Raw genomic sequence first — 25,863 nt, 5'->3', positions numbered from 1 at the left:
GGTGGGACGCGCGACGCTGGACAAGGATCCGCACGAGGTCGCGTCGATGTTCGATGCGGTCGCGCGTCGCTACGACCTCACCAACACCGTGCTGTCGCTGGGGCGTGACCGCTTCTGGCGCCGCGCGACGCGGAACGCGCTGAGCGTCGGAAAGGGTGACGACGTCCTCGATCTTGCGGCCGGCACCGCGGTGTCCACCTGCGAGCTGGCGCGCTCGGGAGCGTGGTGCGTCGCGGCGGACTTCTCGGTGGGCATGCTGTCGGCGGGCCGGGCGCGGCCGGTGCCGAAAGTGGCCGGCGACGCGACGCGGCTGCCGTTCGCCGACCAGGCGTTCGACGCGGTGACCATCAGTTTCGGGCTGCGCAACGTCGTCGACCACGAGGCAGCGCTGCGCGAAATGGCGCGGGTGACCAAGCCTGGAGGGCGGCTCGTGGTGTGTGAGTTCTCGACGCCGACGAACCGCCTGTTCGGCACGGTCTACAAGGAGTACCTGATGCAGGCGCTGCCGCGGGTGGCGCGCGCGGTGTCGTCGAACCCGGATGCGTACGTCTACCTGGCGGAGTCGATCCGCGCCTGGCCCGACCAGGCCGAGCTGGCCCGTCGCATCGAGCGCAATGGGTGGTCGCAGGTGCGGTGGCGCAACCTCACGGGCGGGATCGTGGCCCTGCACGCGGCAACCAAGCCCACCCTCTGATTGTCCGCGAGCGGGCGTGTTGGTACACCGACACGCCGGTCAGCTATGTACCGCAGTGCACGCTCGCGGGAGAGAAAACGCGGCAAGCGCAGCACTCACGAGAACGGCGGGCGGCGGTCCACCCAGCGTGAGCCGCTGCCCAGCCGCCGCCACAATCGTGCGACTCGATCGACGTCGTCGTCGGTCACCAGGTTGCCCATCACGCGAACGACCATCTGCATCAACGTCACCGACCGCATCGCAAACGGCCCGACGCTGGGTAACAGCCACGGCACCGTCAGCAACCATGCCAACCGCCGCGCAATCGAGAACGCCTTCGCGTAATGCGCTTGCAGCAGCGCAGGCCATGCCAGCGACAAGTCGCCGCTGCCCAGCATGTCCGCGGCGAATCTGCCCATCTCCAGCCCGTAGTCGATGCCCTCGCCGTTGAGCGGGTTGACCCCAGCGGCGGCATCGCCGATCAGCATCCAATTCGGCCCGGCCACTCCACTGACCGCGCCTCCCATCGGCAGCAGGGCCGACGACACCGCGCGCGGCGGCCCGTCGAATTCCCAGTCGTCGCGACGCTGGTCGGCGTAGTGGCCGATCAGCGTCCGCAGCGCCACATCGGCCGGCCGCTTGGCAGTCGCCAGCGCGCCGACGCCGATGTTCACTTCGCCGTTGCCCAGCGGGAAGATCCAGCCGTAGCCCGGCAGCAGCTCGCCGGAACGCGACCGCAGCTCGAGGTTCGACGAGAGCCAGGGGTCGTCGGCGCGCGGTGTGGACAGGTATCCCCGCACCGCCACCCCGTACACGGTCTGCTGGTGCCACTCACGACCCAGCACCCGCCCCAGCGGCGACCGCGCACCGTCGGCGACGATCAGTTCCCGGCACGCCACCGACGACCCCGAGCGCGTCGTCAACGACACCACGCGGCCCAGCGAATCCCGTTCTGCACCAACGATTTTCGATCCCAACAACATCCGGCATCCGGCGTCGACGGCCACCTGGCGCACCCGCTCGTCGAGCTCGGTCCGCGGCACCGCAGACCCGTACGCCGGAAACGACGGACCCGGCCAGTCGATCTCCGCCTCGCCGCCGAACCCGGCCAGCCGCAGCCCGCGGTGTTTGATGCGGGTGTCCAGCCAGTCGCCCAGGCCCAAACGGTGCAGTTCGGCGACGGCCCGCGGTGTCAGGCCGTCGCCGCACGGCTTGTCGCGGGGGAACTCGGCGGCGTCGACCACCAGCACATCGCGACCGGCCCGCGCGGCCCACGCCGCCGCGGCAGAGCCGGCCGGACCGGCGCCGACGACGACCACGTCCGCGCTCGCGCCATTGCGCTCCTCGCGTCCGCGGTCGTGCATGTTCACCAGTATGTTGGACGGGTGAGCACACCAGCGACCGTGGTGGCGGGCGTCGAATTCGGAGACCCGGACTTTGCCGCCAGTGTCCGTGACGGTGTGGCCCGCATCGAAACGCTGATCAGCGAGGAACTCAGCAAGGGTGACGAAATCATCCGCGACGCGGTGCTGCATCTTTTCGAGGCCGGCGGCAAGCGCTTCCGCCCGCTGTTCACGGTGCTCGCCGCGCAACTGGGCCCGAACCCGGACGCGTGGCAGGTCACCGTCGCCGGTTCGGTGATCGAGTTGGTGCATCTGGCGACGCTCTACCACGACGACGTCATGGACGAGGCGCAGGTGCGCCGCGGCGCCCCGAGCGCTAACGCTCGCTGGAGCAACAACATTGCGATCCTGGCCGGCGATTACCTGTTCGCGACCGCCTCGCGGCTGGTCAGCCGGCTGGGCCCCGACGCGGTGCGGGTGATCGCCGAGACGTTCGCCGAGCTGGTGACGGGCCAGATGCGCGAGACCCGCGGGGCCGCGCAGCACGTCGATTCCGTCGAACACTACCTACGTGTGGTGCACGAGAAGACGGGGTCGCTGATCGCGGCGTCCGGACAGCTCGGTGCGACGTTCTCGGGCGCGTCCGACGACAATGTGCAGCGGCTGAGCCGGCTGGGCGGGATCGTCGGCACCGCGTTCCAGATCTCCGACGACATCATCGACATCGCCAGCGACTCCGACGAGTCCGGCAAAACCCCCGGCACCGACCTGCGGGAGGGCGTGCATACCCTGCCGGTGCTCTACGCGCTGCAGGAAAGCGGACCGGACGCGCAGCGGCTGCGCGAGTTGCTGGCGGGACCCATGGACGACGCGCACGTCGCAGAGGCGTTGGCGTTGCTGCGGGCGTCGTCGGGCATGGCGAAAGCCAAGGCCACGGTCGCCCGGTATGCGGCCCAAGCCCGCGACGAGTTGGCCGGGCTGCCGCCGGGCGCGGGGCGCGATGCCTTGGCGACGCTCGTCGAGTACACGATCTCGCGGCACGGTTGACGGAACCCAGCTTCATCGCTCAGCGTTCTCCTAACGATCCGGTTTCGTGCAGGAGGGGTGAGTGATGGTCGGGCACCGGTGGGGCAACAGCATCAAGACGGTGCTGCTTCTCGGGCTGATGTCGGCGCTGATCGTGTTCGTCGGGTCGCTGTTCGGCCGCGGGATCATGTTGTTGGCGGTCCTGTTCGCGGTCGGCATGAACGTGTGGGTGTACTTCAACAGCGACAAGCTGGCGCTGCGGGCGATGCATGCGCAGCCGGTGACCGAACTGCAGGAGCCGACGATGTACAAGATCGTCCGCGAGTTGGCGACGGTGGCCCATCAGCCGATGCCGCGGTTGTACATCAGCGACACCGCCAACCCCAATGCCTTTGCCACAGGCCGCAATCCACGCAATGCCGCGGTGTGTTGCACCACCGGAATACTGGCGATCCTCAACGAACGTGAGCTGCGCGCGGTGCTCGGCCACGAACTGTCGCACGTCTACAACCGGGACATCCTGATCTCGTGTGTGGCGGGTGCGCTCGCGGCGGTGATCACCGGGCTGGCGAATTTGGCGGTCTTGATGAGCTGGTTCGGCGGGCGCGACGGCAACGCGAATCCTTTTGCGCTGCTTCTGGTTTCGCTGCTGGGTCCGATTGCGGCGACGGTCGTGCAGATGGCGGTGTCCAGGTCGCGGGAGTATCAGGCCGACCAGTCGGGTGCGGAGCTGACGGGCGATCCGCTGGCGCTGGCGTCGGCGTTGCGCAAGATCTCGGCCGGGGTGCAGCAGGCACCGCTGCCGCCGGAGCCGAAGCTGGCCAGCGAGGCACACCTGATGATCGCCAGCCCGTTCCGGGCGGGTGAGAGGTTCGTGGGGTTGTTCTCGACGCACCCGCCGATCGCGGAACGGATTGCGCGGCTGGAGGCCATGGCTCGAGGAATGTACTGAACTACGCTCATGGCATGACCGACCATGACCGCGCCGCTGTCCGACGTGAAATCGCCGATGCCCTGGTCAATGCGGTCGAACGCCGCCACGAGGTGGCCGATGCGATCGTGGCAGCGGAAAACCGCGACGCCGCCATCGGGGCCATCGCGAAGTTGCTCGGCACCTCGAGGGTCGGCGCGGAAGCCGTCATGAGCATGTCGTTCGACAAGTTCACCAGGGATTCGCGCCGGCGCATCGCCGAAGAACTCGACGACCTGAACAAGCAGCTGACGTTCACGCTCGGAGACCGCCCGGCCAGTACGGGTGAGGGTCTGACATTGCGACCGTTCCGAGGTGAGGCAGACCGCGACATCTTCTCCGCGCGCACCGAGGACATGCACGAAGCGGGCGACGGTTCCGGAGGACCCGCCGGAGAGCTTGACGACGAGATCCGCTCGGGACTGGGACGCATCGACAGCGAAGACGCGGTCTGGCTGGTGGCGGTGGCCGGCGATCAGAAGGTGGGCATGGTCTTCGGGGAACTCGCCAACCACGAGGTGAACGTGCGGGTGTGGATACATCCCGAACACCGCAAGAAGGGCTACGGCACCGCCGCGCTGCGCAAAGCCCGCACCGAGATGGCGGGTTATTTCCCCGCTGTGCCGCTGGTGGTGCGCGCGCCCGCGGCGGGCGGCACGACCGCTTAGGGTGAACCCGTGCTGACGAAGGTGATGACCGGTCTGGCCGGTGCCGTGGCAGCAGCGGTCGTGGTGACGCCGCCCGTCGCGGGAGCCGACGAGGGGACGCTGCCGAACATCAATGTCTATCCGCCGATTTCTCCGGCGGAGTTTTCGGTGTTGGACGGCGCCTGGTACGCATTCGCCACACCGAACGGTCTGACGTGTGTGCTCGACAAGATGCGCAATGCGTACGGCTGCAGCGGACCGATTCCGGCTGCACCGAACGGGGCAAACTTGGTGAGCGGCGTCGGCGCGGAAGAGCCCACGTTCGCCAACAGTGCGGCACCGCTGTTCGCGGCGGCGGGCGCGGCCAAGCCGCTGCCCCCGCAGACCCGGATCAGCTACCGCGACGTCAGCTGTGCGATCGACGCGGCCGGTGCCACGGTGTGCGTGAACAGCGCCGCGCAGCACGGGTTCGTGCTGAGTCCGTCAGGCAGCTTCGCCCGGTAGGGCGAAAACCTCAAAACCCTGCGCCGTGGATCTCGTGTCCCGGCGTCTCCGCGGCCAGCCCGCGATACGCGTCCTCCACCGTGCGGCCGTGGTTGATGACGCCGTCGACCTCCCGCGCAATCGGCATGTGCACGCCGTACCGCTCGGCCAGCTCCATGATCACGCTGGCGGCCTTGACGCCCTCGGCGACCTGATCCATCGACGCCAGGATCTCGTCGATCGGCTTGCCCGCCCCGATCTGCTCGCCGACGTGGCGGTTCCGAGAACGCGGGCTCGTACACGTCACGATCAGATCGCCCAGGCCCGCCAGCCCCGGGAACGTCTCCGGCTGCCCGCCCATCGCGACACCCAGCTTGGTCATCTCCCGCAGCGCCCGCGCGATCACCAGCGCGCGGGTGTTCTCGCCGATGCCCAGCGAATACCCCATGCCCGTCGCGATCGCGTACACGTTCTTCAACGCGCCACACATTTCGACGCCCAGCACGTCGTCGGTGGTGTACACGCGGAACCGCTGGGTGCGGAACATCTGGGCCAGCCGGGTGGACAACTGCTGATCGGGCATCGCCATCACCGCGGCCGCCGCATAGCCTTGCGCCACCTCGCGGGCGATGTTCGGCCCGGCCAGGATGCCAGCCGGATGGCCCGGCATCACCTCCGCGACGATCTGCGACATCCGCAGACTCGTGCCCTGCTCGAGCCCCTTGACCAGCGACACGATGGGCACCCACGGCCGCAGGTACGCCTGCAGCTCTTTCAGCACGTCGCGGAAGCTGTGCGACGGCACGGCCATCACCACGACGTCGGCAGAGTCTGCGGCTTTCTCGAAGTCGGTGGTGGCCTTCAGGGTGGGGCTCAGTTCCACTTCGTCGCCCAGATAGCGCATATTGCGGTGGCGCTCGTTGATGTCCTCGGCGGTCTCGTGTGAACGCACCCACTGCAGAGTCTCGGCCCGACGGGAGGCGATGGACGCGACGGTGGTGCCCCACGATCCGCCACCGAGCACGACGACGCGGGGTTCGCGGCGAGCAGGTGTCATGGATGTCACCTTATTCAGGACGGCACACTTGCCGTGTGCTGTCGCGCGAACTCGCCGGGCGAGTCGACGTGTTGCTCGGCCGCGGCCGTCGCGTGATCCTCGGCATCACCGGCCCGCCCGGGGCCGGCAAGTCGACCTTGGCCGCCGAACTCGTCGCGCACTTCGCCGACGCAGTGCAGGTGCCCATGGACGGGTTCCACCTCGCCGACGTCGAACTCACCCGCCTGCGACGCCTCGAGCGCAAGGGAGCCGTCGACACCTTCGACGCCCACGGCTACCTTGCGCTGTTGGAACGGATCGCAGCCGACCCGCCGCACGTGGTCTACGCGCCGGCGTTCGATCGCGAGATCGAACAACCCGTCGCGGCCAGCATTCCGGTGCCGCCCTCGGCGCGGCTGGTCGTCACCGAAGGCAACTACCTGCTTGACGACGCACCACCATGGCCGTCGATCCGAGCCCACCTCACCGAGGTGTGGTACCTCGGCCTGCGGCGCGACGAGCGCCATCGCCGCCTCGTGGATCGGCACATCGCGTTCGGCAAGTCACCCGAGCAGGCCGAGAGGTGGGTGAGAGAGGTCGACGAAGCGAACGCCCGCCGCATCGAAAACACAAGGCACAAAGCGGATTTCGTCGTCAACTCCGCGGGTTAGGCGCTGTCGAACACCATCGACTCCGTGATCCGGTCGAACCGGTGGTCGATGGCGTCGACGAAGTAGTTCTGCCGCACGTTCCATGGCCGCTTGGTACCCGATTTCGGCAGCGCGTGCAGATTGCGAAGGACGTAGCCGGCGGCGATGTCCCACGTCAGTTTCTCGGTCATCGGCTCCCGCTGCAGATGCGGGTAGGCCGACGTATAGCCGTGGGCGCGCATGTACGCGATCAGCTTGGCCGTCGCGCGTGCGGTCATGTCCGCCCGCAGTGTCCACGACGCGTTCACATAGCCGATGCACCAGAACAGGTTCGGCACGTCTTGCAGCATGTGCGCCTTGTAGACGAAGCGGTCCTGCGGCTTGATCTCCGCGCCGTCGATGCTCAGCGCTACCCCGCCCAGTGCCTGCAGATCCATGCCGGTCGCCGTCACCACCACGTCGGCATCGAGGTGGCGTCCCGACCTCAGCGTGATCCCGTTGGTGTCGAAGTGGTCGACCTGGTCGGTCACCACCTCCACCCGCCCGGCGTTGATCGCCTCGAAGAGATCACCGTCGGCAGCGAGGCAGATCCGCTGATCCCACGGCTGATACGGCGGCGTGAAATGGGTCCCGATGTCGTAGCCGGCGGGCAGCCGCTTGCTTTGCATCCGCCGGAACAGGAACTTCATGAACTCGGGCGTCTTGCGCGCCAGGAACCAGCCGATCGCCTCCTGCACCGCCATTCGGAACCGGACCACAGTATGAAAGGCCTTGGGAGGAAGGAGCTTTCGCATCACCTCGGTCAACGAATCGATCCGCGGAAACGTCCCGATGTAGCTCGGTGTGCGCTGCAGCATCACGACCCGACGGGCCCGTTCGGCCAACGCGGGAATCATCGACACGGCGGTCGCGCCGCTGCCGATCACCACCAGCGTCTTGTCGGTGTAGTCGAGGTCTTCCGGCCAGTGCTGTGGATGCACGATGTCGCCGGTGAACTGCGCCATTCCAGGAAAGTCGGGGATGTAGCCCTCGTCGTACTTGTAGTAGCCGGTGGCGAAGAACACGAACCGCGACCGGTACGTCGTCCCGTCATCGAGGCGCACCGTCCACGTGTGCGTCGCGGAGTCCCAGTCGGCGCTGCGCACGTAGCTGTTGAACCGGATGTGCTCGTAGATGCCGTGCTTTCGGGCGCTGTCGATCAGATATTGGCGGATGTGGTCGCCGTCGGCGATGCCCTCGCGCCGCGGCCACGGCTCCCAGGGGAAGCTGAGCGTGAAAATGCTGCTGTCCGAGCGGATACCGGGGTAGCGGAAAAGATCCCAGGTCCCGCCGATGTTCGCGCGCCGCTCCAAGATCACGTAACTGATTCCGGGGTTGCGCTGCTGAATCCGGTAGGCGGCGCCGATGCCGGAGATGCCGGCGCCGACGATCACCACGTCGGCGTACTCACTGACGGTCACCGAACAAGTGTGACGCAGGCCTCACTTGTCCGGGCCGGCGGGCTGCGCGTCGTGGCAAGGTGGTCGGTATGGCGATGACTGACGCGGAGCGCGCGTGGGAGGAGCTCTACGGCGAACGCGACCGAGTGTGGAGCGGTCGGGTCAACGTCCGGCTGGCCGAGGTGGCCACGGCCATGACGCCCGGACGCGCACTCGACCTGGGCTGCGGAGAGGGCGCCGACGCGATCTGGTTGGCCGAACAGGGTTGGCAGGTAACGGCGGTGGACATTTCGCCGACAGCGCTGGATCGGGCCATGGCTGACGCTGAAGCTAGAAATGTGAAGAGCCGCATTGACTTTCAGCGGCGCGACCTCACCGAGAGCTTCCCGGATAGCGAGTTCGACTTGGTGTCGGCCCAGTTCTTGCATTCTCGGACTCCGATGGACCGGGTGTCGTTGTTGCGCCGCGCGGCTCAGGCCGTCAAGCCCGGCGGCACCTTGCTCATTGTGGATCATGCCGCCGCCCCGCCGTGGGCGTCGAAGATGCACGACCACCAATTCCCGACCGCCGACGAGGTGGTCGAGTCGCTGCAACTCGACGAAAAGCACTGGGATCGGGTCAGGGTCCAAGCCGTCGAACGCCAAACTGTCAGTCCCGACGGCGAACCCGCCGTGCTCACCGACAACGTGATGGTCCTGCGTCGGCGATGACCCAGCCGCCGCCCGGTGCCAACGCCGACGAGGTGTCCGCCTGGTGGAACTCGCTGAGTCGCGACCAGCAGGATCAACTGATCGCTGCACATCCGCCAGAGTTGGGCAATCTCAACGGCATTCCCGCACAAGCGCGCGACCAGATCAACCGCGCGGTCCTGGCCGACGACCTCAATCGGCCCGACGATGACGTTCGGCACCGCAACGCCGAACAGGTGACCATGGGCCTCGACCATGACAGAGGCGCGGACCCTGGCAATCCACGCCCGGTGCTGTTGTGGGCGTACGAGCCCTTGGCGTTTGGCGGGCAGGGCCGCGCAGCGATCGCGATCGGCGACCCGGATCACGCCGAGGACATCGCGGTGATCGTGCCGGGTGCGGGCAGCAGCGTCGCCAGCGGGTGGCTGCACGGCGGCCACAACGACGCGATCAATCTCTACGACCAGTCGAAGGCCGCCCACCCCGACGACGACCTGTCGGTGATCGCCTGGATGGGTTACGACACCCCCGACGGCTACGACGACGCCCGGGTGGCGTCACCGTGGCTGGCTCGTCAGGGAGGTGCGCGGCTGGCACAAGACGTCAACGGACTGGCTGCGACTCACGTGGGCGCCCCGGCTCATGTAACCGTGCTGGGTCACTCGTACGGGGCGACCACTGTTGCCGACGCATTCGCCGGCAGCGGCGCTCACGCCGACGACGTGATCCTGCTCGGTTGTCCTGGAACAGATTTGGCGCACAGGGCCAACGACTTTCACGTCAATGGTCACGTATACGTCGGCTCGGCGTCATCGGATCCGATCAGCTGGCTCGGTGAGGCGGGCGGTGTCCCCAACGAGTTGAACGAGGCACTCGGATACCCGTTCGGCAGATATGCGGGCCTGGGTACCGATCCCGCGGGCGACGGATTCGGCGCGATCCGGTTCCACGCCGAGGTGCCCGGCGGTGACGGGCTGAGCTTCCGCAACCATTCGCACTATTACGACTTGGGCGGCGAGGCGCTGCGCAGCATGGTCCACATCGTGACCGGCCACCCCGATGCGTTGGCCCGCGACAACCTGCTGGCGGAAGGACGGCGCCAGCCGCATATCAGCACGCCGAGCCAGATCACGCTGCCTTGGATCGGCCCAATTCGTCTGCCACACATCGACACTCGGATCCCGGGGGTGCCGGCCTACATCGATCCGGAAGCCGGGCGGGGCAGGGAGGACGCGTCATGACAGAACCGCTGACCGACGAGCAGGCGATGGCCCAGGTGCTCAACGCCGCCCGCGAGATCGTGCGGGCGGCGAACCTGGCTGACGTCACCGGTGCGTTCACGTTCGAGTCGTGCAACGACCAGGGCCGCCCGCCGTATCGAGGCCATGTCGAGATGAGCTTCGCGGTACCGGCGGGCACCGACCCTGCCGACTACTTCCGCCGGATCGCGCGGGCGCTGGTAGAGAACGGCTGGACGGAGGGGCCGCCGCCGGGCAAGTGCCCGTTCGGGGAGGCTGTGCACACCCCGGCCGTGATGGCGGTCATCTGCCATGCCTCCGGCAACATCGTCCGCGGCTCGGTGCAGGTCTCCGGTGAGTGCCGCAACATGACCGACCACCGGCACGACGGCAAGACGGTCGGGGTCGACGTCAGCGAGCAGCTCAGTGGCCGTTGACGCCCGCGTCGGCGAGCGCCTCCACACCCGCCGGCGTCACCCTCAGCACCCCGGCACTCGGGATGTCGTAGAACAGCCCGATCACGTTGACAGTGCGCTCTTCTCGCGCCCGGCTGACCACCGGATGCTCCGACAGTGTTTCCACCTGCACCGCGACGTTGACCATGCTGAGCTGGTCGACGGTGTCGAAGCCGGCGGCGGCCGCAGACTGTGCGACGGGATGACGGCCGTCGGCGAACGCGGCCAGCGTGGGTTGGCCGTGCTGCAACCACGCGTGCAGTGGTTCGTCGTCCGGGCCTGACTCCGAATTCTTCTGCGGCAAAAGCGCATTCATCGCGCCGCAACTCGAGTGGCCGCAGACCACGATCGAGGACACGTGCAGCTTTTCCACCGCGAATGCGATCGCCGCTTCGATCGACGGGTCCTGACGCCCGGCGGGAACGAGATTGCCGACGTTGCGGACGGTGAACAAGTCACCCGGGCCGCTACTGGTGATGACGTTCGGCACGATCCGGGAGTCGGTGCACGTGATGAACAGCGTCTCGGGCCGTTGGGCGTGGGCGAGTTCGCGCATGTGCGGGCGAAGGTAGGGCGCGGTCCGGCGGTGATACACCGCCAGCCCGTGCATCACGGGACGAGCACCGTTGCGGTTGCCGTTGGAATTGGACGGCTGCCATGAACTCCACGGCGCCACACCGGATCTCTTGTCGATGGGCGTGAACCCGCGAGCCGGCGGACCGGCCACCGCGTCGGAGACGTCGACGGCACCGACGTCGTGCACGCGTACGGTGCCGCCGGCCTCGCAATGGCGTTTTTGCCACTCCTCGATCGTCTCGTAGACCGCGCGGTCGATGAAGTCCACCGACAGCTCGACGTCGACCGCGGCGCCGCGTGGAATCGAGGCCAGCACTGCGGTCAGGCGTGGCAGCGACAGGAAACTGCACGAACCGTCGATGGACACCCGCCACTCGTCGTCGCCGATCTGCTCGGCGTGGATCTGCGCGCGCACCACCCGCCAGACCGTGAGCACGATCGTCAGGGCGAGCCCAATCAGCACGCCCTCGAGCAAGTTGAGGAAGATGACACCGAGGATCGTCACGACGTAGACAGCGAGATCGCCTGTGCGCAAAGCTGTTTCGATGTGAGCCCACTTGACCAGCTGGATGCCGATGACCACCAGGAGTCCCGCCAGCGCCGACAGCGGGATCTGCTCGGCCAGGCTTACGAACGGCAGCGCGAACAGCAGCACCCACACCCCGTGCAGGATCGCCGAGGCCCGGGTGCGAGCGCCTGCGGCGACGTTCGTCGAGCTGCGCACGATCACCCCGGTGACCGGCAGACCGCCCAGCGTGCCGGAGGCGATGTTGGCCGCACCCTGACCGATCATCTCCCGGTTGAAGTTGGTGCTGGTGCCGCCGATGCGGTCCACGGCCACCGCGCACAACAGGCTCTCGACGGACGCGATGAGCGTCATCGTCAGCACACCGACCGCGAACGCGCCCCACTGGCCGTCGGGCAGACTCGGCAGCGACAGCGCATCGACGAGCGAACCGTCGAGCTTGATCCGCTCGACGTCGAACGCGAACACCACCGAAATGACCGTCGCGCCCACGACCGCCACCAGCGGCCCCGGCACCTTGCCCAGCCACCCCGGCACCCAGCGCCACGCCACCAGCGTCCCGATCACCAGAAGACCGATGAACAACTCGGCTGGGTTCACGTTGAGCAGCTGGCGTGGTAGCTCGACCACGTTGGTCCAGGCCGACGACTGCGAGCTGCCGCCCAGCAGCACATGCACCTGCTGAAGCGCAATCGTGATCCCGATGCCGGCCAACATCGCGTGGACCACCACAGGTGATATCGCGAGCGCCGCGCGGGCCACTCGGCTCAGGCCCAGCAGAACTTGGCACACGCCGGCCGCCACTGTGATGGCGCAGGTCACCGCCCAGCCGAATTCGGCGACCAGGCCCGCGACGACGACGGTCAATCCCGCGGCCGGGCCGCTGACCTGCAGCGGCGAGCCGCCAAGAACGCCGACGACGATGCCGCCGACGATGGCTGCGATGATCCCGGCCAACACCGGCGCATCTGATGCGACGGCGATGCCGAGCGACAGTGGCAGGGCGACGAGGAACACCACCAGCGACGCCGGCACGTCGTAGCGCAGGATCGGCCGCAGCCGGTCGAGTCGCGTCGGTTCTTTCTTGGTGACGGCGGCTTGGTTCTCCGTCACTTCCATGGTGTGAATGGTTTGCTCCGCTCGTAGCAGGGAAGGGTCACTAAATGCTTGCTACGCAACGTATTTGCGTGGTCCAGGCGGATCAAGCGATCAGACCGAATGCATAGAAGATGCAAATCTTTGAAGGTCATATGTTCGTGACCATTCGAATCCCTTTGAAGCAGAAAGCGATTCATGTGGCCCGCGCCACAAGACCGCAAATGAGTCCGGGTGTGAGCAGCGCAGATAGGAAAACTCTATGAAGGACGTGACAGTCACATATGCGATCTGGACTATGGAATCATGACGACGCTGTCTGTGCCCGCGCGAAACCAACGCCCTCGCCAAGCGATCCTGGGGCAGCTGCCCAGGATGCATCGCGCCGACGGCTCACCGATCCGCGTCCTTCTTGTCGACGACGAACCGGCGCTCACCAACCTGGTCAAGATGGCGTTGCACTACGAGGGCTGGACCGTCGACGTTGCGCATGACGGCGAGGAGGCGGTGCGAAAGTTAGACGAGATGGAGCCGGACATCCTCGTTCTCGACATCATGCTGCCCGACATGGACGGCATGCAGATCCTGCATCGGGTCCGGGAGGGCGAGACCTACACGCCGATCCTGTTCCTGACGGCACGCGACTCCGTGACCGACCGGGTCACCGGGCTCACCGCGGGCGCCGACGACTACATGACCAAGCCGTTCAGCCTCGAAGAGCTCGTCGCGCGGCTTCGCGGGCTGCTTCGGCGATCCAACGTCACGGCGGCTCCCGAAGACGAAGTGCTCAAGGTCGGCGATCTGGTGCTCGACGGGGCGAGCCGGGAGGTCACCCGCGGCGGCGAGCCGATCGCCTTGACCGCCACAGAGTTCGAGTTGTTGCGGTATCTGATGCGCAACCCGAAGCGGGCGCTGAGCCGCGCTCAGATCCTCGATCGGGTGTGGAACTACGGCTTCGGAGGCCGCGCGAGCATCGTCGACCTCTACGTCTCTTATCTGCGCAAGAAGATCGACGCCGGCCGTGAGCCGATGATCCACACCGTGCGCGGTGTGGGGTACATGCTGCGCCCGCCCCGATGAGTGCCGTCCGCAGGTGGTGGCCGCGGTCGCTGCGGCGACAGCTGATCATCGGCGTGACCGCGGTCGTGTCGGTGGTGCTGCTGGCGGTCGGCGCGGTGTCGGTGCTCGTGCTGCGCAGCTATGTGACCGGCATGGTCGACTCGGAGGTGTCGCGGTCGCTGGCCGCGGTGTGCGAGTCCTTCGACAAGGTGACCGCCGAGCGCATCACGATCACCAGCACCGAGGAACCATTGGCGGCGTTCGTCGGACATGCCGAAGGCAACGTGATCGCGGTCCTGCGCAACGGCGACGTCGTCGAGGCCGCGGTCTTTTCCAACGGTGAACCGGTGCCCGCGTCGTCCGACGTGGTTTCCGAGATCAAGGCGCAGTCGTGGTCGGACGGTCCGCCGCGAACCGTCGAGTTGGCCGGTTTGGGCTCGTATCGGATGCAAAGCCGCGGTATCGGCGACGGCAGCGTGATCGTGTCGGGGGTGTCGTTGGAGGAGGCCAACGACGCGGTCAGGCAGAAGATGGTGGTCACCGGCGCGCTGATCGTCGTCGCGTTGTTGGTCACGGCGGGTGCCACATTCCTGGTCGTGCGGCATGCCTTGCGCCCACTGCGCCGCGTCGCAGCCACTGCCGCGAAGGCGGCGAAGGCGCCGCTGGACGATCACCGCATCACCGCGCGGGTTCGCGAGCGCGACACCGACCCGGACAACGAAGTCGGCATGGTGGGCGAGACGTTGAACCGGCTGCTGGCCAACGTCGACTCGGCGCTGGCGCAACGCGCGGAATCGGATCGGCGGATGCGGCAGTTCCTCGCCGACGCCAGTCATGAGCTCCGCACGCCGCTGGCGGCGATCCAGGGTTACGCCGAGCTGACCCGCCAGGACAGCGCCGAGCTCCCGCCCACCACCGAGTACGCGCTGGCGCGCATCGAGGCCGAAGCCCGGCGGATGGCGTCGCTGGTGGGGGAGTTGCTGCTGCTGTCACGCCTCGACGAAGGACATGACCTGGAAACCGACATCGTCGATTTGGTCGATCTCACCATCGATGCGGTGAACGACGCGGCGGTTTCGGGTCCGGGCCACCGCTGGCTGACCGATCTGCCCGACGACCCGGTGTGGGTTCGTGGTGATCGGGCGCGGCTGCATCAGTTGGTGAGCAATCTGTTGAACAATGCGCGGGTGCACACGCCTGCCGGGGTGACGGTGACGACGGCGATCGCGCGCGACGGTGACTACGCGGAGCTGACCGTCACCGACGACGGGCCCGACATCGATCCCGAGTTGTTGCCTCATCTGTTCGAGCGGTTCGTGCGGGCCGACAAGGCGAGGTCGCACCACTCCGGCAGCACGGGTTTGGGACTGGCGATCGTCGCGTCGATCGTCGAGGCTCACCAGGGCTCGGTGACCGCGGAGTCGGCGGAGGGCCGAACGGTGTTCCGGGTGCGGCTTCCGCTGGTCGACGATGTCGCGGTGGATTCTGCCCAGGCGGCCGTCGGAATCACGTAAATAGCATCGGGCGCCATTCTTTGTATTTCACATGAGTTTCTCGCAGGTGCGTCAATGCGCTTTTAACCTGGTGTTATGAACGCAATCAGGAGGACCGAAATGAGGCGTACAAAAATGGCTGTCCTCACCGGCGCCACGTTGTCCGCATTGTTCCTGGCACTGGCCGCTCCGGCCGCTGCGGGCCCGTCAGGACCAGGGGACCTCGGGCCTGACACGCGGGGTGCGAACACGCATGGTTCATGGGCTGTACCAGGGCAAACGCCATACGGCACATATCAGAACGACACGCCGCAGCAATCGGCGTCGCGTCGTTAGCGGCTATTTCCGCGTCAGCGGTAATTGACGAACTGCAGGGCGACGTCCAGGTCGGCTCCTTTGAGGAGGGAAATGACCGCCTGCAGGTCGTCTCTCTTCTTACTGCTGACGCGGATTTCGTCGCCCTGAATTTGCGTCTTGACGGTTTTCGGGCCCTCATCGCGGATCAGTTTGGTGATCTTCTTGGCGTGCTCGCTCGAGATGCCCTGCTTGATGGTGCCGCTGACTTTGTACGTCTTGCCCGAGGCTTGCGGCTCGCCGACGTCGAAGGCCTTCATCGAGATGTCGCGGCGGACGAGCTTTTCCTTGAAGACGTCGACGGCGGCCTTGACACGCTCCTCCGTGGACGAGGTGATCTCGATGACGTCGTCGCCCTTCCACGCGATCTTGGTGTCGGTGCCGCGGAAGTCGAAGCGGGTGGCCAGCTCCTTAGCGGCTTGGTTCAGCGCGTTGTCGACTTCTTGCCGGTCCACCTTGCTGACGACGTCGAACGATGAATCCGCCATGGGATCCGGTCCTCCTGGAGTTCTGCCGGTGTGGTCGTGAGGTTCATCTTCGTCGCACGCGATCCGAAGGGCCAAGGCAGGTGCGTGGTTTTTCAGTCTCGAGGGTGCTCGTTGTACCCTGCTATTCGCACCACGGCAGGTTGCCCGAGCGGCCAATGGGAGCGGACTGTAAATCCGTCGGCTTACGCCTACGCAGGTTCGAATCCTGCACCTGCCACCATCTGATGTGTCAAGACATAGTTGAGTCCTTGGACTCAGTCGCCCGCGATCGCAGCGGCGAGCGCCTTGGCGTTGTCCGCGATACGCCGCTTGCTCAGCCGAATCTCTTGCCGCTGGTAGGCGTATAGCTGCGGATCGACCGTCGCGAGCAGGACGTCGGCGTGCCAGCCAGCGTCCTTGGCGTCGAAGTCGTCTCGCAGCCGACGCAAAAGCGTCACGAGGTGTAGACGCCAGCCCTGATAAGCGCCGATCTTCAGCCGCCCGGGCGGGGTCGCGTCGGTCACCAGCAGCGCGCCGAGGTTGCGTTCGGTAAGCGCCACCAGCGCGTCGATGAACGCAGCCAACCGCTGCGCCGGCTCCGCGCCGGGGCCGAGCGGCGGCGGACCGGTCAGCACCGCCTCCTGCAGCGTCCTCTCGTCTTCGCCGACCACCGCGGCCAGCAGTCCGGCCTTGTCGCCGAACCGCCGGTACAAAGTGCCGACGCCGACACCCGCCGCTCGTGCGATGTCGCGCATCTCGACATTGCCGCCGTCGGGGGAGCGCAACAGCGTGCGCGCCGCGTTCAGCACCTTCGCCTCGTTGCGCGCCGCCGCTTCGCGCTGCGGTCGCCACCCGTCCATGCTCGCATCCTATTGCGGAATAGCGTTCCGCATCTGCGCGTTTGTGGTAAGGAACATTGTTCCGCAACTAGGGAGTGATCGAACATGGCCCGCGTACTGCTCGTCAATGCGTCGCCCCGTGGCGACGAATCTCATTCGCTGAGGCTCGCCGAGACGTTCGTCAACGCCTACCGTGAGCACGAGCCCGACACAGAGGTGGACCGGCTCGACACCTTCACCGACATCGCGCCTTTCGGCCAGCGACATGTCGCGGCGAAGATGGCGGTGATCGCGGGCCAGGCCGTGCCCGATGAGGCGGCACGGGATTGGTCCGCGGTCCTCGACATCGCCGCGCGCGTGCAGGCGGCAGACACGCTGGTTTTCGCCGTACCGATGTGGAACGGTGCAATTCCGTGGTCGCTGAAGCTGTTCGTCGACACAGTGACCCAGCCGGGCATCGCGTTCACGTTCGACCCGGCGACCGGATACCGGGGCCTGCTCGCCGGACGCCGTGCGGTGACCGTCTACACCAGCCGTGTCTACGCGCCGGGCGTGCCGCCGACGTTTGGAACCGACCACCAGTCCACGTATCTGCGGTGGTGGTTGCAGTACTGCGGCATCACCGACATTCATGAAATACGCCTGCAGCCAACCTTTCCGGGGCCGGATCTGGCGGGAGCTGCGAGACGGGCCGAACGCTTGGCGCACCAGCTCGCCGCAACGTTGGCAGGTGCCCGATGAGCGGGTGGGCGTGGCTGCTGACCGCCGCGCTGGCAGAGGTGGCATGGTCGCAGAGCATCAAGCCGACCGAGGGCTTCACCCGGCCGTTGCCGACATTGTTGTGCTTCCTGCTCGCGGTCGCGGCGGTCTATCCGTTGACCCTCGCGATGCAGAGCATCCCGGTGGGAACGGCGTACGCGGTGTTCACCGGCGTCGGTGCGACAGGAGCCGTCCTCCTCGGCATCGTCTTGTACGGTGATCCGGTCACGGCCCTTCGGCTGACCGGCATAGCGTTGGTGGTCGGTGGTGTGTTGATTCTCAGAACTGCGTAATTCGAGGCGTCGGCGCCGCGCAACAACTAGCCCTGCGCCTGATGCAGAACGCTGCACCTGCCACCGGTCCGCGGAGCTTTTCAGCCGGACAGCTGGCTACCGTACTGCGGACAGTAGACCTGCACGGACCTGGTCATGAATATCGCCGTCTGGCGTGGCGTCATCGGCAACGTGGTCTGCATTTTGCTCAGAATGTCCGCCGGCGATGCGCCTGCTGAAAATGCCTGGCAGACCACGTAGGCCTTCTGGATCGCTACCTGCGGCAGGTCGAAGGACAGTGCGTCGGCATTGAGTGCGCGCAGGAACGCGTCGTCGTCAGAGTCAGCGGCCGCGCCCGTCGCGGTGGCCAGCCCCAGTGCTGCTGCCGCTGTCGCGATGCCCACGAGCTTGGCGATGTCCTGATACGCGAACGTCATGGCGACTCCTCGATCACTTGCACCCGCCGCTGATGAACTCAAGTTAGTGGTTCCCCGGCCGGTCGGGTAGTCCGTCGTCTGGATCAGCGCCCCTACTTGTCGCTATGAGGCGGGCACAACGGGTCTCGGCTCTTGCGAAGGCGGCGCGACATACCCCCTCAGTCGTGCCGGTGCAGGAAGCCGTGCAATACCGCCTGAACCAGTTCGTTGACGATCGCTTCGCGCGACGGCTGGTGCGCTCCGAAGAACGTCGAACTCAGTGCCACCATGCCGACGATCATGGCCACCGTCGAATGCGCCGGCAGGTCAGCCTCGCTCGACCGCATACCCCGCAATCGCATGCCTTCAGCGCCGATTCGGCTGAGCAACGCCAGCGCCCGTCTGATGTCCGCGATGCCGGCGTCGGCAATCTCCTCCTCGCTGAACGCCTCGGAGGCGACGAGCGTCAGCAGCAGACCCCGGTGTTCGACGACCACGTCGTAGAGCTGCTCGACGAAATGACGCGCCAACTCTTCCTCGTCGGTCTGCTCGGGGACCACCGACTGCCAGGTCTGCGCGAATTCGTCGACGATGCCGGTGAACGGTAAGACGAGCGCTTCCCGAAACAGGCCGGCCTTCGAGCCGAAGTGGCGAAAAAGCAGGTATTCGCTGACTCCGGCCGCCTCGGCGATTTCGCGCGTCGTCGTGCTCCGATAGTCGCGACGGGCGAACAGTTCTCGTGCCGCATCGAGCAGAAGTCTGCGCGGTTCGCCGCGGGGCCGGCGGATCGCCTGAACCGGCGTCTTGTCAATCGAACGTCGCTGGGCCACGGTCTCACTCCTTGAACCGCGCTCAGCGGTTTGACGGCTTCCACGATAGCGGTCTTGACCGAGGCCGTTAGAATAGTGTTCACTTTTATAAACCGTGAGCGACGAAAGGGGCGTGGCTGTGGGAGCGGTGATCATGCTCGGCACGCTGTTCGGCCTGATCGTCCTCATCTTCGGTCTGGTCGTGTACTTCGATCCCGAAGCACGCAGTGGCACAAAGGAAAAGCGCGAACCGTGAACACCGAGCTGACTCCGTTGCTCACGGCTGCGGTCATCTTCGGCTGGGCCAGCGGCATCCTTTTCCTCGTCGCCGGCGTGTACCTGAGCATTCGCCGCCGACGCCTGCACCCTCTGCTTCTGCTGTGCATCTCGGCGATCTCGTTCTCGTGGATCGAGGCGCCGTACGACTGGGCGATGTACGCGCAATTCCCGCCGGCGCTGCCACGCATGCCTTCGTGGTGGCCGTTGAACATGACCTGGGGCGGCCTGCCGTCGTCGGTTCCGATCGGCTACATCGGCTACTTCTGCCTGCCCGCCGTGACAGGTGCGGCACTCGGACGTCGGCTGAGCGCAAAGTTCAACTGGCGCAGGCCAATAACGCTTCTCACAGTCGGTCTGGTCGTCGGCTTCTGCTGGGCCCTGATATTCAACGCCGGCCTGGGCGCCCGGCTCGGAGTCTTCTACTACGCCTACGTAATTCCGGGCCTCGGCTTGTTCGAGGGCACGCTGCATCAATACCCGATCTACGACGCGCTGGCGATGGGGATTCAGATGATGGTCTTCACTTACCTTCTCGGGCGGACGGATGCGCAAGGACGAAACGTCATCGAGATGTGGGCCGACAAGGTCTCACACAGCCGCGTCCAGTCGTCGATCCTGTCGATCGTGGCCGTCGTCGTGGTCGGAAACCTCGTCTACGGCGCCGTTTTTGCCCCACACCTTGTGACGAAGCTCGGTGGCTGGGTCACCTCGGGACCGACCGTGCAGCTGTTCCCCGGAGTTCCGGACCAACCCCGGTAGGGAGGAGCATCAGTGAGCACCAAGCAGACTGCGGAACTGTACTACGACCCGTTCGACTTCGACATCGACGACGATCCCTATCCGGTGTGGAAGCGAATGCGCGCAGAAGCCCCGCTCTATTACAACGACAAGTACAACTTCTATGCGCTGAGTCGTCACGACGACGTGGCGCGTGCGCTTCCCGATTGGCAGACGTATCGGTCGGGACGCGGCACGACGGCTGACATCTTGTTCAGCGGCCTCGAAGTGCCGCCGGGCATTTTGCTGTTCGAGGATCCGCCCTTGCACGACCTGCACCGCCGGTTGTTGTCCCGGGTTTTCACGCCGCGGCGGATGATGGCGGTCGAAGACCTGGTCCGCGGATTCTGTTCTCGCGCACTGGATCCGCTGCGCGACGCCGACGGATTCGACTTCGTGCTGGATCTCGGCGCCATCATGCCGATGCGCACCATCGGCTACCTGTTGGGCATCCCCGAAGAGGCACAGCAGCAGATCCGCGATCGCAACGACAAGAGCATCACCGTCGACTCGGAAGAAAATGTCGGCGATCTCAGCCCGACGGTCTTTCAGGACGCGATCGCGCTGTTCGCCGAGTACATCGAGTGGCGGTCGACGCATCCCTCTGACGACTTGATGACCGAGCTGCTCAACGCAGAGGTGGAAGAGGAAGACGGCTCGCGGCGTCGGCTCGAACGGACCGAAGTGCTCGCATACACCGCGATGATCGCCGGGGCCGGCAACGAAACCACCGCTCGGCTCATCGGATTCATGGGCCAACTGCTCGGCGAACATCCCGACCAGCGCCACGAACTCGTCGCAAACCCCTCGCTGATTCCGTCGGCAGTCGAAGAGACGCTGCGTTACGAACCCCCGTCACCCGTGCAGGCCCGCTACGTCGCCCGCGACGTCGAGTTGTACGGGCACACCGTCACGGAGGGCTCGTACATGCTGCTGCTCAACGGGTCGGCCAATCGTGACGAGACCAGATACAGCGACCCCGACCGCTACGACATCCACCGCAAGGCCGCGCATCTGAGCTTCGGGCAGGGCCTGCACTTCTGCCTGGGATCGGCATTGGCACGCCTCGAAGGACGAGTCGCCTTGGAGGAAGTGCTCAAGCGGTGGACCGACTGGGAGGTCGACTACGACAACGCGCGGCGCGCGCGGACGTCGAGCGTTCGCGGTTGGGCACAGCTTCCGGTCAGGACCGGCTAGCCCGCCCGCATCGAGGTCAGGAAGTACGTCTCCCGGCCCGTCGGATATCCGCCGCCGTCGGTGGCGATGTGGACATGGTCGAAGTGGTTGGCGGTCTCGTTGCCGTAGTCGGCCGTCCAGCTCGGCGCCCCGATGCCCGGATAGAACCCTTGGCGCCAGATCACGTGCAGCACGCCCCACCGTTGCGCATTGGCCAACGCCAAGCCGGCGATCTGGTTGCCCAGCGCGATGCCCTCCGCCGAGTGGTGGTTGGGGATCATCACGTCGATCGCCAAGCCGTTGGGATGCCACTTCAGCGGATCCTGTCGATAGCCGCCGATGGTGGTGATCTCGGGAAACATCACGCTGATGGCCCGCGCGACCCAGATGGTGTGCACCTGCAGGCCGTCTTCGGGGGCCACACCGCGAGGCAGTGCGAACTGCAAGTCCGCGGCTGAGATCGGCGCGCTGGCCGCCAGCAGTTGCGCCTCCTCGGGGCTGGCGACCCGGGGCGCAGCCGCCGGCGCCGCCGCCGCCGCAGTCGGCACCGCTGCAGGTGACGCGGCGCAGCAGTGCGTCTCCTTGCCTTGGCTGTAGAACATGGCCGCAGACACGGCGAGCGAAACCCCGAACGCCAGCCACCGCCCTCTGGCGTTGGCAAACGGGTTCGTGGCCACGAGCAGGACTTTACTGCCGACGGCGACCCGATATGGCGTTCTTCGCGGTCGTGACCAGGACGTTATCTACGGCGACGCCGGCTGGTCCGGCGGCGGCCCGAGCGCGCCGGTGATTCCCGACTCGCCAAGCGACGAGCGCAGGGCGCGCACCCCGTAGTGCAGCCGGGACAGCACCGTGGTTTCGTCGAGCTTCAACTCGCCGGCGATCTGCGCGACCGTCTGCGCGCCGTAGTAGCACCGGTCGATCACCGCACGCTGGTCGGCGCTGAGCCGAGCGAGCGCTTTCAGCAAGATCTCGCGGTTCACCGGGGCGTCGGCCATCGGACTACTTCCTGGGTGACGGTCACTCAGGTACTTCTCTACGAGCCGCGGAAGACATATTGTTGTTATAGTAATAAGACAACTAATGGACGGCAAGGGCAAAAAGGGAGCCGTGGACGAGACCCGCAACACACCCGTCTTGGTCCGTGCCGGAGCGGGGGTGCCGCTGCACCGGCAACTGTTCTTGGTGCTGCACGACGAGATCGCTCGCGGTGCCATCGCCCCCGGCGACCCGCTGCCGACGGAGCAGGAACTGTGCGACCAGTTCGGTGTCTCTCGCATCACCGTCCGGCGCGCATTGGCCGATCTCGCGGCCCAGGGCTATATCATGCGCCGACAAGGCGTGGGATCGTTTGTGCGCGAACGCGATTCGCATGACGAGCCCACGGCCAGCCGGTTCTACGACGACGAGATGCATCGGATCCAGTTCGAATCCGGCGTCGAAGTCATCGACTTCGGCGTCCGCACCACCCCGCCGGTGATCGCCGACAAAATCGGTCTGGCCGGCGACGCGCTGTACGTGCTCGCCGTCCGGCGCGCGCGTCGCACCCGCGAACCGCTGATGGTCACGGAGGCCTGGATGCCTGCCGATCTCGCCAAAACTGTCACCGCTGAGAAGATGGCGCACACGCCGATGTTTCAGCTTCTCGCCGAGGCGGGCGTCAAATTCACCCGCATGCAGCACGAGTTCAGCGCCGAGATCGCCAACCCCCGCAACGCGCGCCTGCTCGACGTCGCGATCGGCGCGCCGATCATCCGGATCGACCGCATCTCGTTCACGCACGACGACCGGCCGCACCATCACCTGTCGATCCTGTTGTCGCCCAACCGAAGCCGCATTCTGCTCAGCCACTCCGTCGAAGAACTCGAGACCGTGCCCAACATGGCGATCCTGCACGACGTACGCAGGTGAGTGGCGATGCGGCTGTCAAATCATGTCCTTGTCGGTGAGCCATCGCATGATCGGCCAACCGACGAATACGGGCAACCAGCACGTGAGCACCCGGTACAGCAGCACCGACGGCACCCCGACGGCCGCCGGCACCCCGAACGCGGCCAGCCCGCCGATCAACGCGGCTTCGACGGCGCCGACACCGCCTGGTGTGGGAGCCGCCGACGCCAGCGTGCCGCCGATCATCGTGACCACGGTGACGGTGACGAACGTGGTGCCACCGCCGAAGGCCTCCACGCTCGCCCACAGCGCCAGCGCCATGCCGAGAGTCGTTGTGGCGCAACCCAACACGATCAGCGCGAGTCGCTTCGGTTCGCGAGCCAGGTCGACCAGGTCGGCGCCCACCTCTTCGAGACGCGGCCGCACCGCCGTCCCCAGCCACTTACGCAGCCGGGGCACGAACAAAAAGGCGCCCACTGCACCGAGCGCCAGACCGGCGATCAGGTACAGGATCGTGGCCGACGGCACGAAGTGGGAGAGGTCGGTCGACGCGCCCGCCGCGGCGCTGAAGAACAGCAGCAGCCCGACATGGGTGATCACCTGGACAGACTGCTGAAGCGCCACCGCGGCAGTGGCGCGCACCGCGCCGAGTCCGCCCTTCTGCAGGAAGCGGGTACTCAGCGCCAGCCCGCCGACGCCGGCCGGCGTGGTGGTGGCGGCGAATGTGTTGGCCACCTGCATGATCGCCAGGTGCCGGAAGCTCACCAACCCGTTGGCGCACGCCCACAACGCCACCGCTGCGCCGATGTACGTCAGCGCCGACACGGTCAAACCCAGTAGCGCCCACCACCAGTTCGCGGTCCGCAACTCGGAGAAGAACGTCGGCAGGGTGCTGATGAACGGGTATGCGACGTACACCAAGGCCACCAGTAGCACCAATTGGATGAGTTGCCGGCGGGTGAACCGGGTGATGGTCTCGGTTTGGATCTGGTTGGCGCCGGTCTGGTGTTTCACCTCGTCGCGGGCGGCAGAGATCACGGCACCCGCATCGGTGATCGAGGTGCGAAGCCGTTTGGGCACAGCCGATTTCGTGAGCCGGCGCGACGCCGTGAGGATCGTGTCCTTTCCGAACGCGTCGATCGCCGCGCCCACCGCCCGTTTGGCGTCGTAGATGTCGGTCGTCGTGACCAACAGCTGCGCGATGTCGGATTGCAGTTGAGCGTCGGTGGCGCCGTACTCTGCGCGGCCGAATCCGCCGAACAGCACGGTGCCGTCCTCGACGGTGATCTCCTTGCGCCGCAAGTCGCCGTGCGAGATCTGCTGGTCATGCAGCTGATGCAGCGAATCCCACACGCGGTCAACGGGAATCGCGTCGTCAAGTGGGCGGCCCCGGGCGGGCGTGTGGGCGTAAAGATGCCATCCGCGATCGAGCTCCGCGACCGCGACCGCGGACGTGTTGGCGATGCCGATGTCGCCGATCGCAATTGCCATCAGCGCGCGGTGCTCGACGGCGCGGCGCATCGAGGCCTGCAGTGGCGCGGTTTCGCTCCCGCGCAGCTTCAGTTTGCGCCACAGCTGCCGCAGCGCACCGCCGCTGCGCTGGTTCGGCCCGTACATCTCCACGATCGCGGGTGTGCCGGGTTCCGACGACGCCGCCGACAACACGAGCGGTCCGCGGCCGGCCGGGCGCACCACCGTCAGCGCGGTGGCATGGAATCCGCGCCGAGCCAACGCCCGCACGGCGCCGTCCAGCGGCACTTCCAACGCCGGTGTACCGACGACGAGCACCACCAATGCGCCGACGAACCAGCCCACCGCCAGACCCAGCAGCGCACGCGCCGGCACGACGGCGCTGACGACAAGATGGATGGGCACGAAGGCCAGCAAAAGTGTCCACCACCAGCGCCGCCACCGGCTGGGCAGCCAAGGACCCGAGACCGTCAGCACCGCCGCGAGCATCGCGATCCACCGCGGGTCGTCGAGGAATTGCGACAGGGTGGTGTCGAGCTTCTCGGACACGTCGAAGTGCCATCGGGGCGCGGCGATGCCGTTGCCGGTGATCGACAGGGCCAGCAGAGCAATCAGCGCGGCCGCCGCATACGCGCCGAGCATTTTCCACTGGCGGGCGACGATCAACCCGACCAGGATCAAGAACGGCAACGCCAGGATCGCGAAGCCGTACACCAGATAGATCAAATTGGCTTGGGCGGGCGGCAGAATGCCGACGATCCGGGAGATGGACTTCTCCAACGCCATCCACTCGGTGCGGGTGACCAGAGACCCCGTGACCACGATCGCCAGGAACACCGTGGCCAGCGCGAGCCGCAGGATGTCGTTGGTCCGTCGCGTCAACGGTTGCAGCAAGCTGCCCGAAACGGTGACGTCCCGCCCGTCAACTCGCATGTTCCGATTCTGCGCTCGGCCGCC

27 protein-coding genes and 1 tRNA gene are annotated in these 25,863 nt (G+C 66.5%); 17 read left to right on the top strand and 11 right to left on the bottom strand.

Annotated elements, in window-relative coordinates:
- Position 1 precedes the first annotated feature (1 nt).
- Positions 2-694, top strand: coding sequence for a demethylmenaquinone methyltransferase (locus tag AC5Y39_RS17085; RefSeq protein ID WP_500020000.1), 693 nt, complete (start codon positions 2-4; stop codon positions 692-694).
- A gap of 95 nt (positions 695-789) precedes the next feature.
- Here AC5Y39_RS17085 and menJ read toward each other — a convergent pair whose 3' ends face one another.
- Positions 790-2,037: a menaquinone reductase MenJ gene (gene menJ / locus AC5Y39_RS17080; protein WP_500020002.1), complete on the bottom strand. Its 1,248-nt coding sequence runs from the start codon at positions 2,035-2,037 to the stop codon at positions 790-792.
- Between the two features lie 21 nt (positions 2,038-2,058).
- On the opposite strand from menJ, the gene grcC1 reads away from it, so the two are divergent.
- The 4 genes from grcC1 to AC5Y39_RS17060 all read left to right on the top strand — a co-directional run bounded on the left by grcC1 (position 2,059) and on the right by AC5Y39_RS17060 (position 5,163).
- A complete protein-coding gene (grcC1, locus tag AC5Y39_RS17075) occupies positions 2,059-3,063 on the top strand; it encodes a nonaprenyl/(2E,6E)-farnesyl/geranylgeranyl diphosphat synthase (RefSeq protein ID WP_500020004.1) in 1,005 nt (334 codons plus the stop codon).
- Positions 3,064-3,127: 64 nt separating this feature from the next.
- Positions 3,128-3,994 (top strand): zinc metalloprotease HtpX, encoded by an 867-nt coding sequence (htpX, locus tag AC5Y39_RS17070; protein WP_500020006.1) that lies wholly within the window; start codon positions 3,128-3,130, stop codon positions 3,992-3,994.
- 14 nt (positions 3,995-4,008) lie between these two features.
- Complete coding sequence (locus AC5Y39_RS17065) at positions 4,009-4,680, top strand: GNAT family N-acetyltransferase (protein ID WP_500020008.1); 672 nt, start codon at positions 4,009-4,011, stop codon at positions 4,678-4,680.
- A gap of 9 nt (positions 4,681-4,689) precedes the next feature.
- Entirely contained in the window at positions 4,690-5,163 is a 474-nt protein-coding gene (locus tag AC5Y39_RS17060) for a hypothetical protein (RefSeq protein ID WP_500020010.1), read from the top strand.
- Between the two features lie 10 nt (positions 5,164-5,173).
- On the opposite strand, the gene AC5Y39_RS17055 is transcribed toward AC5Y39_RS17060, so the two are convergent.
- A complete protein-coding gene (locus AC5Y39_RS17055) occupies positions 5,174-6,199 on the bottom strand; it encodes an NAD(P)H-dependent glycerol-3-phosphate dehydrogenase (protein ID WP_500020012.1) in 1,026 nt (341 codons plus the stop codon).
- 35 nt (positions 6,200-6,234) lie between these two features.
- On the opposite strand from AC5Y39_RS17055, the gene AC5Y39_RS17050 reads away from it, so the two are divergent.
- On the top strand, positions 6,235-6,849 hold the full coding sequence (locus AC5Y39_RS17050) for a nucleoside/nucleotide kinase family protein (RefSeq protein ID WP_500020014.1): 615 nt from the start codon (positions 6,235-6,237) through the stop codon (positions 6,847-6,849).
- Here the strand turns inward: AC5Y39_RS17050 and AC5Y39_RS17045 are convergent.
- Entirely contained in the window at positions 6,846-8,288 is a 1,443-nt protein-coding gene (locus AC5Y39_RS17045) for a flavin-containing monooxygenase (RefSeq protein ID WP_500020016.1), read from the bottom strand. The genes AC5Y39_RS17050 and AC5Y39_RS17045 overlap by 4 nt on opposite strands.
- 68 nt (positions 8,289-8,356) lie before the next feature.
- Between AC5Y39_RS17045 and AC5Y39_RS17040 the strand changes: the two genes are divergently transcribed.
- Genes AC5Y39_RS17040 through AC5Y39_RS17030 form a run of 3 tightly spaced genes read left to right on the top strand, consistent with a single transcriptional unit; the run spans position 8,357 to position 10,631 of the window.
- On the top strand, positions 8,357-8,977 hold the full coding sequence (locus tag AC5Y39_RS17040; protein ID WP_500020018.1) for a class I SAM-dependent methyltransferase: 621 nt from the start codon (positions 8,357-8,359) through the stop codon (positions 8,975-8,977).
- On the top strand, positions 8,974-10,197 hold the full coding sequence (locus AC5Y39_RS17035; RefSeq protein WP_500020020.1) for an alpha/beta hydrolase: 1,224 nt from the start codon (positions 8,974-8,976) through the stop codon (positions 10,195-10,197). Before AC5Y39_RS17040 ends, AC5Y39_RS17035 begins: the two co-directional genes overlap by 4 nt.
- On the top strand, positions 10,194-10,631 hold the full coding sequence (locus AC5Y39_RS17030; protein WP_500020022.1) for a lipoprotein LppJ family protein: 438 nt from the start codon (positions 10,194-10,196) through the stop codon (positions 10,629-10,631). Before AC5Y39_RS17035 ends, AC5Y39_RS17030 begins: the two co-directional genes overlap by 4 nt.
- Here AC5Y39_RS17030 and AC5Y39_RS17025 read toward each other — a convergent pair.
- A complete protein-coding gene (locus AC5Y39_RS17025; protein ID WP_500020024.1) occupies positions 10,618-12,870 on the bottom strand; it encodes a SulP family inorganic anion transporter in 2,253 nt (750 codons plus the stop codon). The genes AC5Y39_RS17030 and AC5Y39_RS17025 overlap by 14 nt on opposite strands.
- A gap of 282 nt (positions 12,871-13,152) precedes the next feature.
- Here AC5Y39_RS17025 and AC5Y39_RS17020 point away from each other — a divergent pair, with 282 nt between their 5' ends.
- A complete protein-coding gene (locus AC5Y39_RS17020) occupies positions 13,153-13,926 on the top strand; it encodes a response regulator transcription factor (protein WP_500020026.1) in 774 nt (257 codons plus the stop codon).
- Positions 13,923-15,419: a sensor histidine kinase gene (locus AC5Y39_RS17015; protein WP_500048267.1), complete on the top strand. Its 1,497-nt coding sequence runs from the start codon at positions 13,923-13,925 to the stop codon at positions 15,417-15,419. Before AC5Y39_RS17020 ends, AC5Y39_RS17015 begins: the two co-directional genes overlap by 4 nt.
- Before the next feature lie 329 nt (positions 15,420-15,748).
- On the opposite strand, the gene AC5Y39_RS17010 is transcribed toward AC5Y39_RS17015, so the two are convergent.
- Positions 15,749-16,240 carry a YajQ family cyclic di-GMP-binding protein gene (locus AC5Y39_RS17010; RefSeq protein WP_500020030.1) on the bottom strand — a complete coding sequence of 164 codons (492 nt, stop codon included), beginning with the start codon at positions 16,238-16,240 and terminating at the stop codon, positions 15,749-15,751.
- Positions 16,241-16,374: 134 nt separating this feature from the next.
- Here AC5Y39_RS17010 and AC5Y39_RS17005 point away from each other — a divergent pair.
- Positions 16,375-16,460 (top strand) — tRNA-Tyr (locus tag AC5Y39_RS17005).
- 34 nt (positions 16,461-16,494) lie between these two features.
- On the opposite strand, the gene AC5Y39_RS17000 is transcribed toward AC5Y39_RS17005, so the two are convergent.
- Entirely contained in the window at positions 16,495-17,079 is a 585-nt protein-coding gene (locus tag AC5Y39_RS17000; protein ID WP_500020032.1) for a TetR/AcrR family transcriptional regulator, read from the bottom strand.
- Positions 17,080-17,163: 84 nt separating this feature from the next.
- On the opposite strand from AC5Y39_RS17000, the gene AC5Y39_RS16995 reads away from it, so the two are divergent.
- Entirely contained in the window at positions 17,164-17,799 is a 636-nt protein-coding gene (locus AC5Y39_RS16995; RefSeq protein ID WP_500020034.1) for an FMN-dependent NADH-azoreductase, read from the top strand.
- Entirely contained in the window at positions 17,796-18,110 is a 315-nt protein-coding gene (locus AC5Y39_RS16990; RefSeq protein ID WP_499905967.1) for a DMT family transporter, read from the top strand. Before AC5Y39_RS16995 ends, AC5Y39_RS16990 begins: the two co-directional genes overlap by 4 nt.
- Before the next feature lie 80 nt (positions 18,111-18,190).
- Here the strand turns inward: AC5Y39_RS16990 and AC5Y39_RS16985 are convergent, their stop codons facing one another.
- Positions 18,191-18,526: a DUF732 domain-containing protein gene (locus AC5Y39_RS16985; protein WP_500020036.1), complete on the bottom strand. Its 336-nt coding sequence runs from the start codon at positions 18,524-18,526 to the stop codon at positions 18,191-18,193.
- 158 nt (positions 18,527-18,684) lie between these two features.
- Complete coding sequence (locus tag AC5Y39_RS16980; RefSeq protein WP_500020128.1) at positions 18,685-19,335, bottom strand: TetR/AcrR family transcriptional regulator; 651 nt, start codon at positions 19,333-19,335, stop codon at positions 18,685-18,687.
- Positions 19,336-19,566: 231 nt separating this feature from the next.
- Here AC5Y39_RS16980 and AC5Y39_RS16975 point away from each other — a divergent pair, with 231 nt between their 5' ends.
- Both AC5Y39_RS16975 and AC5Y39_RS16970 read left to right on the top strand, forming a co-directional pair.
- A complete protein-coding gene (locus tag AC5Y39_RS16975; RefSeq protein WP_500020038.1) occupies positions 19,567-20,352 on the top strand; it encodes a spirocyclase AveC family protein in 786 nt (261 codons plus the stop codon).
- 12 nt (positions 20,353-20,364) lie between these two features.
- Positions 20,365-21,567 carry a cytochrome P450 gene (locus AC5Y39_RS16970; protein WP_500020040.1) on the top strand — a complete coding sequence of 401 codons (1,203 nt, stop codon included), beginning with the start codon at positions 20,365-20,367 and terminating at the stop codon, positions 21,565-21,567.
- On the opposite strand, the gene AC5Y39_RS16965 is transcribed toward AC5Y39_RS16970, so the two are convergent.
- A complete protein-coding gene (locus AC5Y39_RS16965) occupies positions 21,564-22,148 on the bottom strand; it encodes a VldE C-terminal domain-containing protein (RefSeq protein ID WP_500020130.1) in 585 nt (194 codons plus the stop codon). The genes AC5Y39_RS16970 and AC5Y39_RS16965 overlap by 4 nt on opposite strands.
- A 141-nt stretch (positions 22,149-22,289) precedes the next feature.
- Positions 22,290-22,544, bottom strand: coding sequence for a sigma factor-like helix-turn-helix DNA-binding protein (locus AC5Y39_RS16960; RefSeq protein ID WP_500020042.1), 255 nt, complete (start codon positions 22,542-22,544; stop codon positions 22,290-22,292).
- Positions 22,545-22,656: 112 nt separating this feature from the next.
- Between AC5Y39_RS16960 and AC5Y39_RS16955 the strand changes: the two genes are divergently transcribed.
- Positions 22,657-23,457: a GntR family transcriptional regulator gene (locus AC5Y39_RS16955; RefSeq protein WP_500020044.1), complete on the top strand. Its 801-nt coding sequence runs from the start codon at positions 22,657-22,659 to the stop codon at positions 23,455-23,457.
- 15 nt (positions 23,458-23,472) lie between these two features.
- On the opposite strand, the gene AC5Y39_RS16950 is transcribed toward AC5Y39_RS16955, so the two are convergent.
- Complete coding sequence (locus AC5Y39_RS16950) at positions 23,473-25,839, bottom strand: lysylphosphatidylglycerol synthase transmembrane domain-containing protein (protein WP_500020046.1); 2,367 nt, start codon at positions 25,837-25,839, stop codon at positions 23,473-23,475.
- Positions 25,840-25,863: the final 24 nt, after the last annotated feature.

Source organism: Mycobacterium sp. NGS39, from assembly GCF_059812765.1.
The sequence above is the reverse complement of the archived record's forward strand: the minus strand, read 5'-3'. Positions and strand labels throughout refer to the sequence as shown.

What these genes read in the sequence shown, in the direction of transcription:
- menJ (WP_500020002.1), bottom strand. Translation starts at nt 2,037, where the DNA reads ATGCACGACCGCGGACGCGAGGAGCGCAATGGCGCGAGCGCGGACGTG.
- AC5Y39_RS17025 (WP_500020024.1), bottom strand. Translation starts at nt 12,870, where the DNA reads ATGGAAGTGACGGAGAACCAAGCCGCCGTCACCAAGAAAGAACCGACG.
- AC5Y39_RS17035 (WP_500020020.1), top strand. Translation starts at nt 8,974, where the DNA reads ATGACCCAGCCGCCGCCCGGTGCCAACGCCGACGAGGTGTCCGCCTGG.
- AC5Y39_RS16950 (WP_500020046.1), bottom strand. Translation starts at nt 25,839, where the DNA reads ATGCGAGTTGACGGGCGGGACGTCACCGTTTCGGGCAGCTTGCTGCAA.
- AC5Y39_RS17040 (WP_500020018.1), top strand. Translation starts at nt 8,357, where the DNA reads ATGGCGATGACTGACGCGGAGCGCGCGTGGGAGGAGCTCTACGGCGAA.
- AC5Y39_RS17010 (WP_500020030.1), bottom strand. Translation starts at nt 16,240, where the DNA reads ATGGCGGATTCATCGTTCGACGTCGTCAGCAAGGTGGACCGGCAAGAA.
- AC5Y39_RS16995 (WP_500020034.1), top strand. Translation starts at nt 17,164, where the DNA reads ATGGCCCGCGTACTGCTCGTCAATGCGTCGCCCCGTGGCGACGAATCT.
- AC5Y39_RS17015 (WP_500048267.1), top strand. Translation starts at nt 13,923, where the DNA reads ATGAGTGCCGTCCGCAGGTGGTGGCCGCGGTCGCTGCGGCGACAGCTG.
- AC5Y39_RS17000 (WP_500020032.1), bottom strand. Translation starts at nt 17,079, where the DNA reads ATGGACGGGTGGCGACCGCAGCGCGAAGCGGCGGCGCGCAACGAGGCG.
- AC5Y39_RS17020 (WP_500020026.1), top strand. Translation starts at nt 13,153, where the DNA reads ATGACGACGCTGTCTGTGCCCGCGCGAAACCAACGCCCTCGCCAAGCG.
- htpX (WP_500020006.1), top strand. Translation starts at nt 3,128, where the DNA reads ATGGTCGGGCACCGGTGGGGCAACAGCATCAAGACGGTGCTGCTTCTC.
- AC5Y39_RS17065 (WP_500020008.1), top strand. Translation starts at nt 4,009, where the DNA reads ATGACCGACCATGACCGCGCCGCTGTCCGACGTGAAATCGCCGATGCC.
- AC5Y39_RS16960 (WP_500020042.1), bottom strand. Translation starts at nt 22,544, where the DNA reads ATGGCCGACGCCCCGGTGAACCGCGAGATCTTGCTGAAAGCGCTCGCT.
- AC5Y39_RS16985 (WP_500020036.1), bottom strand. Translation starts at nt 18,526, where the DNA reads ATGACGTTCGCGTATCAGGACATCGCCAAGCTCGTGGGCATCGCGACA.
- AC5Y39_RS17055 (WP_500020012.1), bottom strand. Translation starts at nt 6,199, where the DNA reads ATGACACCTGCTCGCCGCGAACCCCGCGTCGTCGTGCTCGGTGGCGGA.
- AC5Y39_RS16990 (WP_499905967.1), top strand. Translation starts at nt 17,796, where the DNA reads ATGAGCGGGTGGGCGTGGCTGCTGACCGCCGCGCTGGCAGAGGTGGCA.
- AC5Y39_RS17030 (WP_500020022.1), top strand. Translation starts at nt 10,194, where the DNA reads ATGACAGAACCGCTGACCGACGAGCAGGCGATGGCCCAGGTGCTCAAC.
- AC5Y39_RS16965 (WP_500020130.1), bottom strand. Translation starts at nt 22,148, where the DNA reads ATGTTCTACAGCCAAGGCAAGGAGACGCACTGCTGCGCCGCGTCACCT.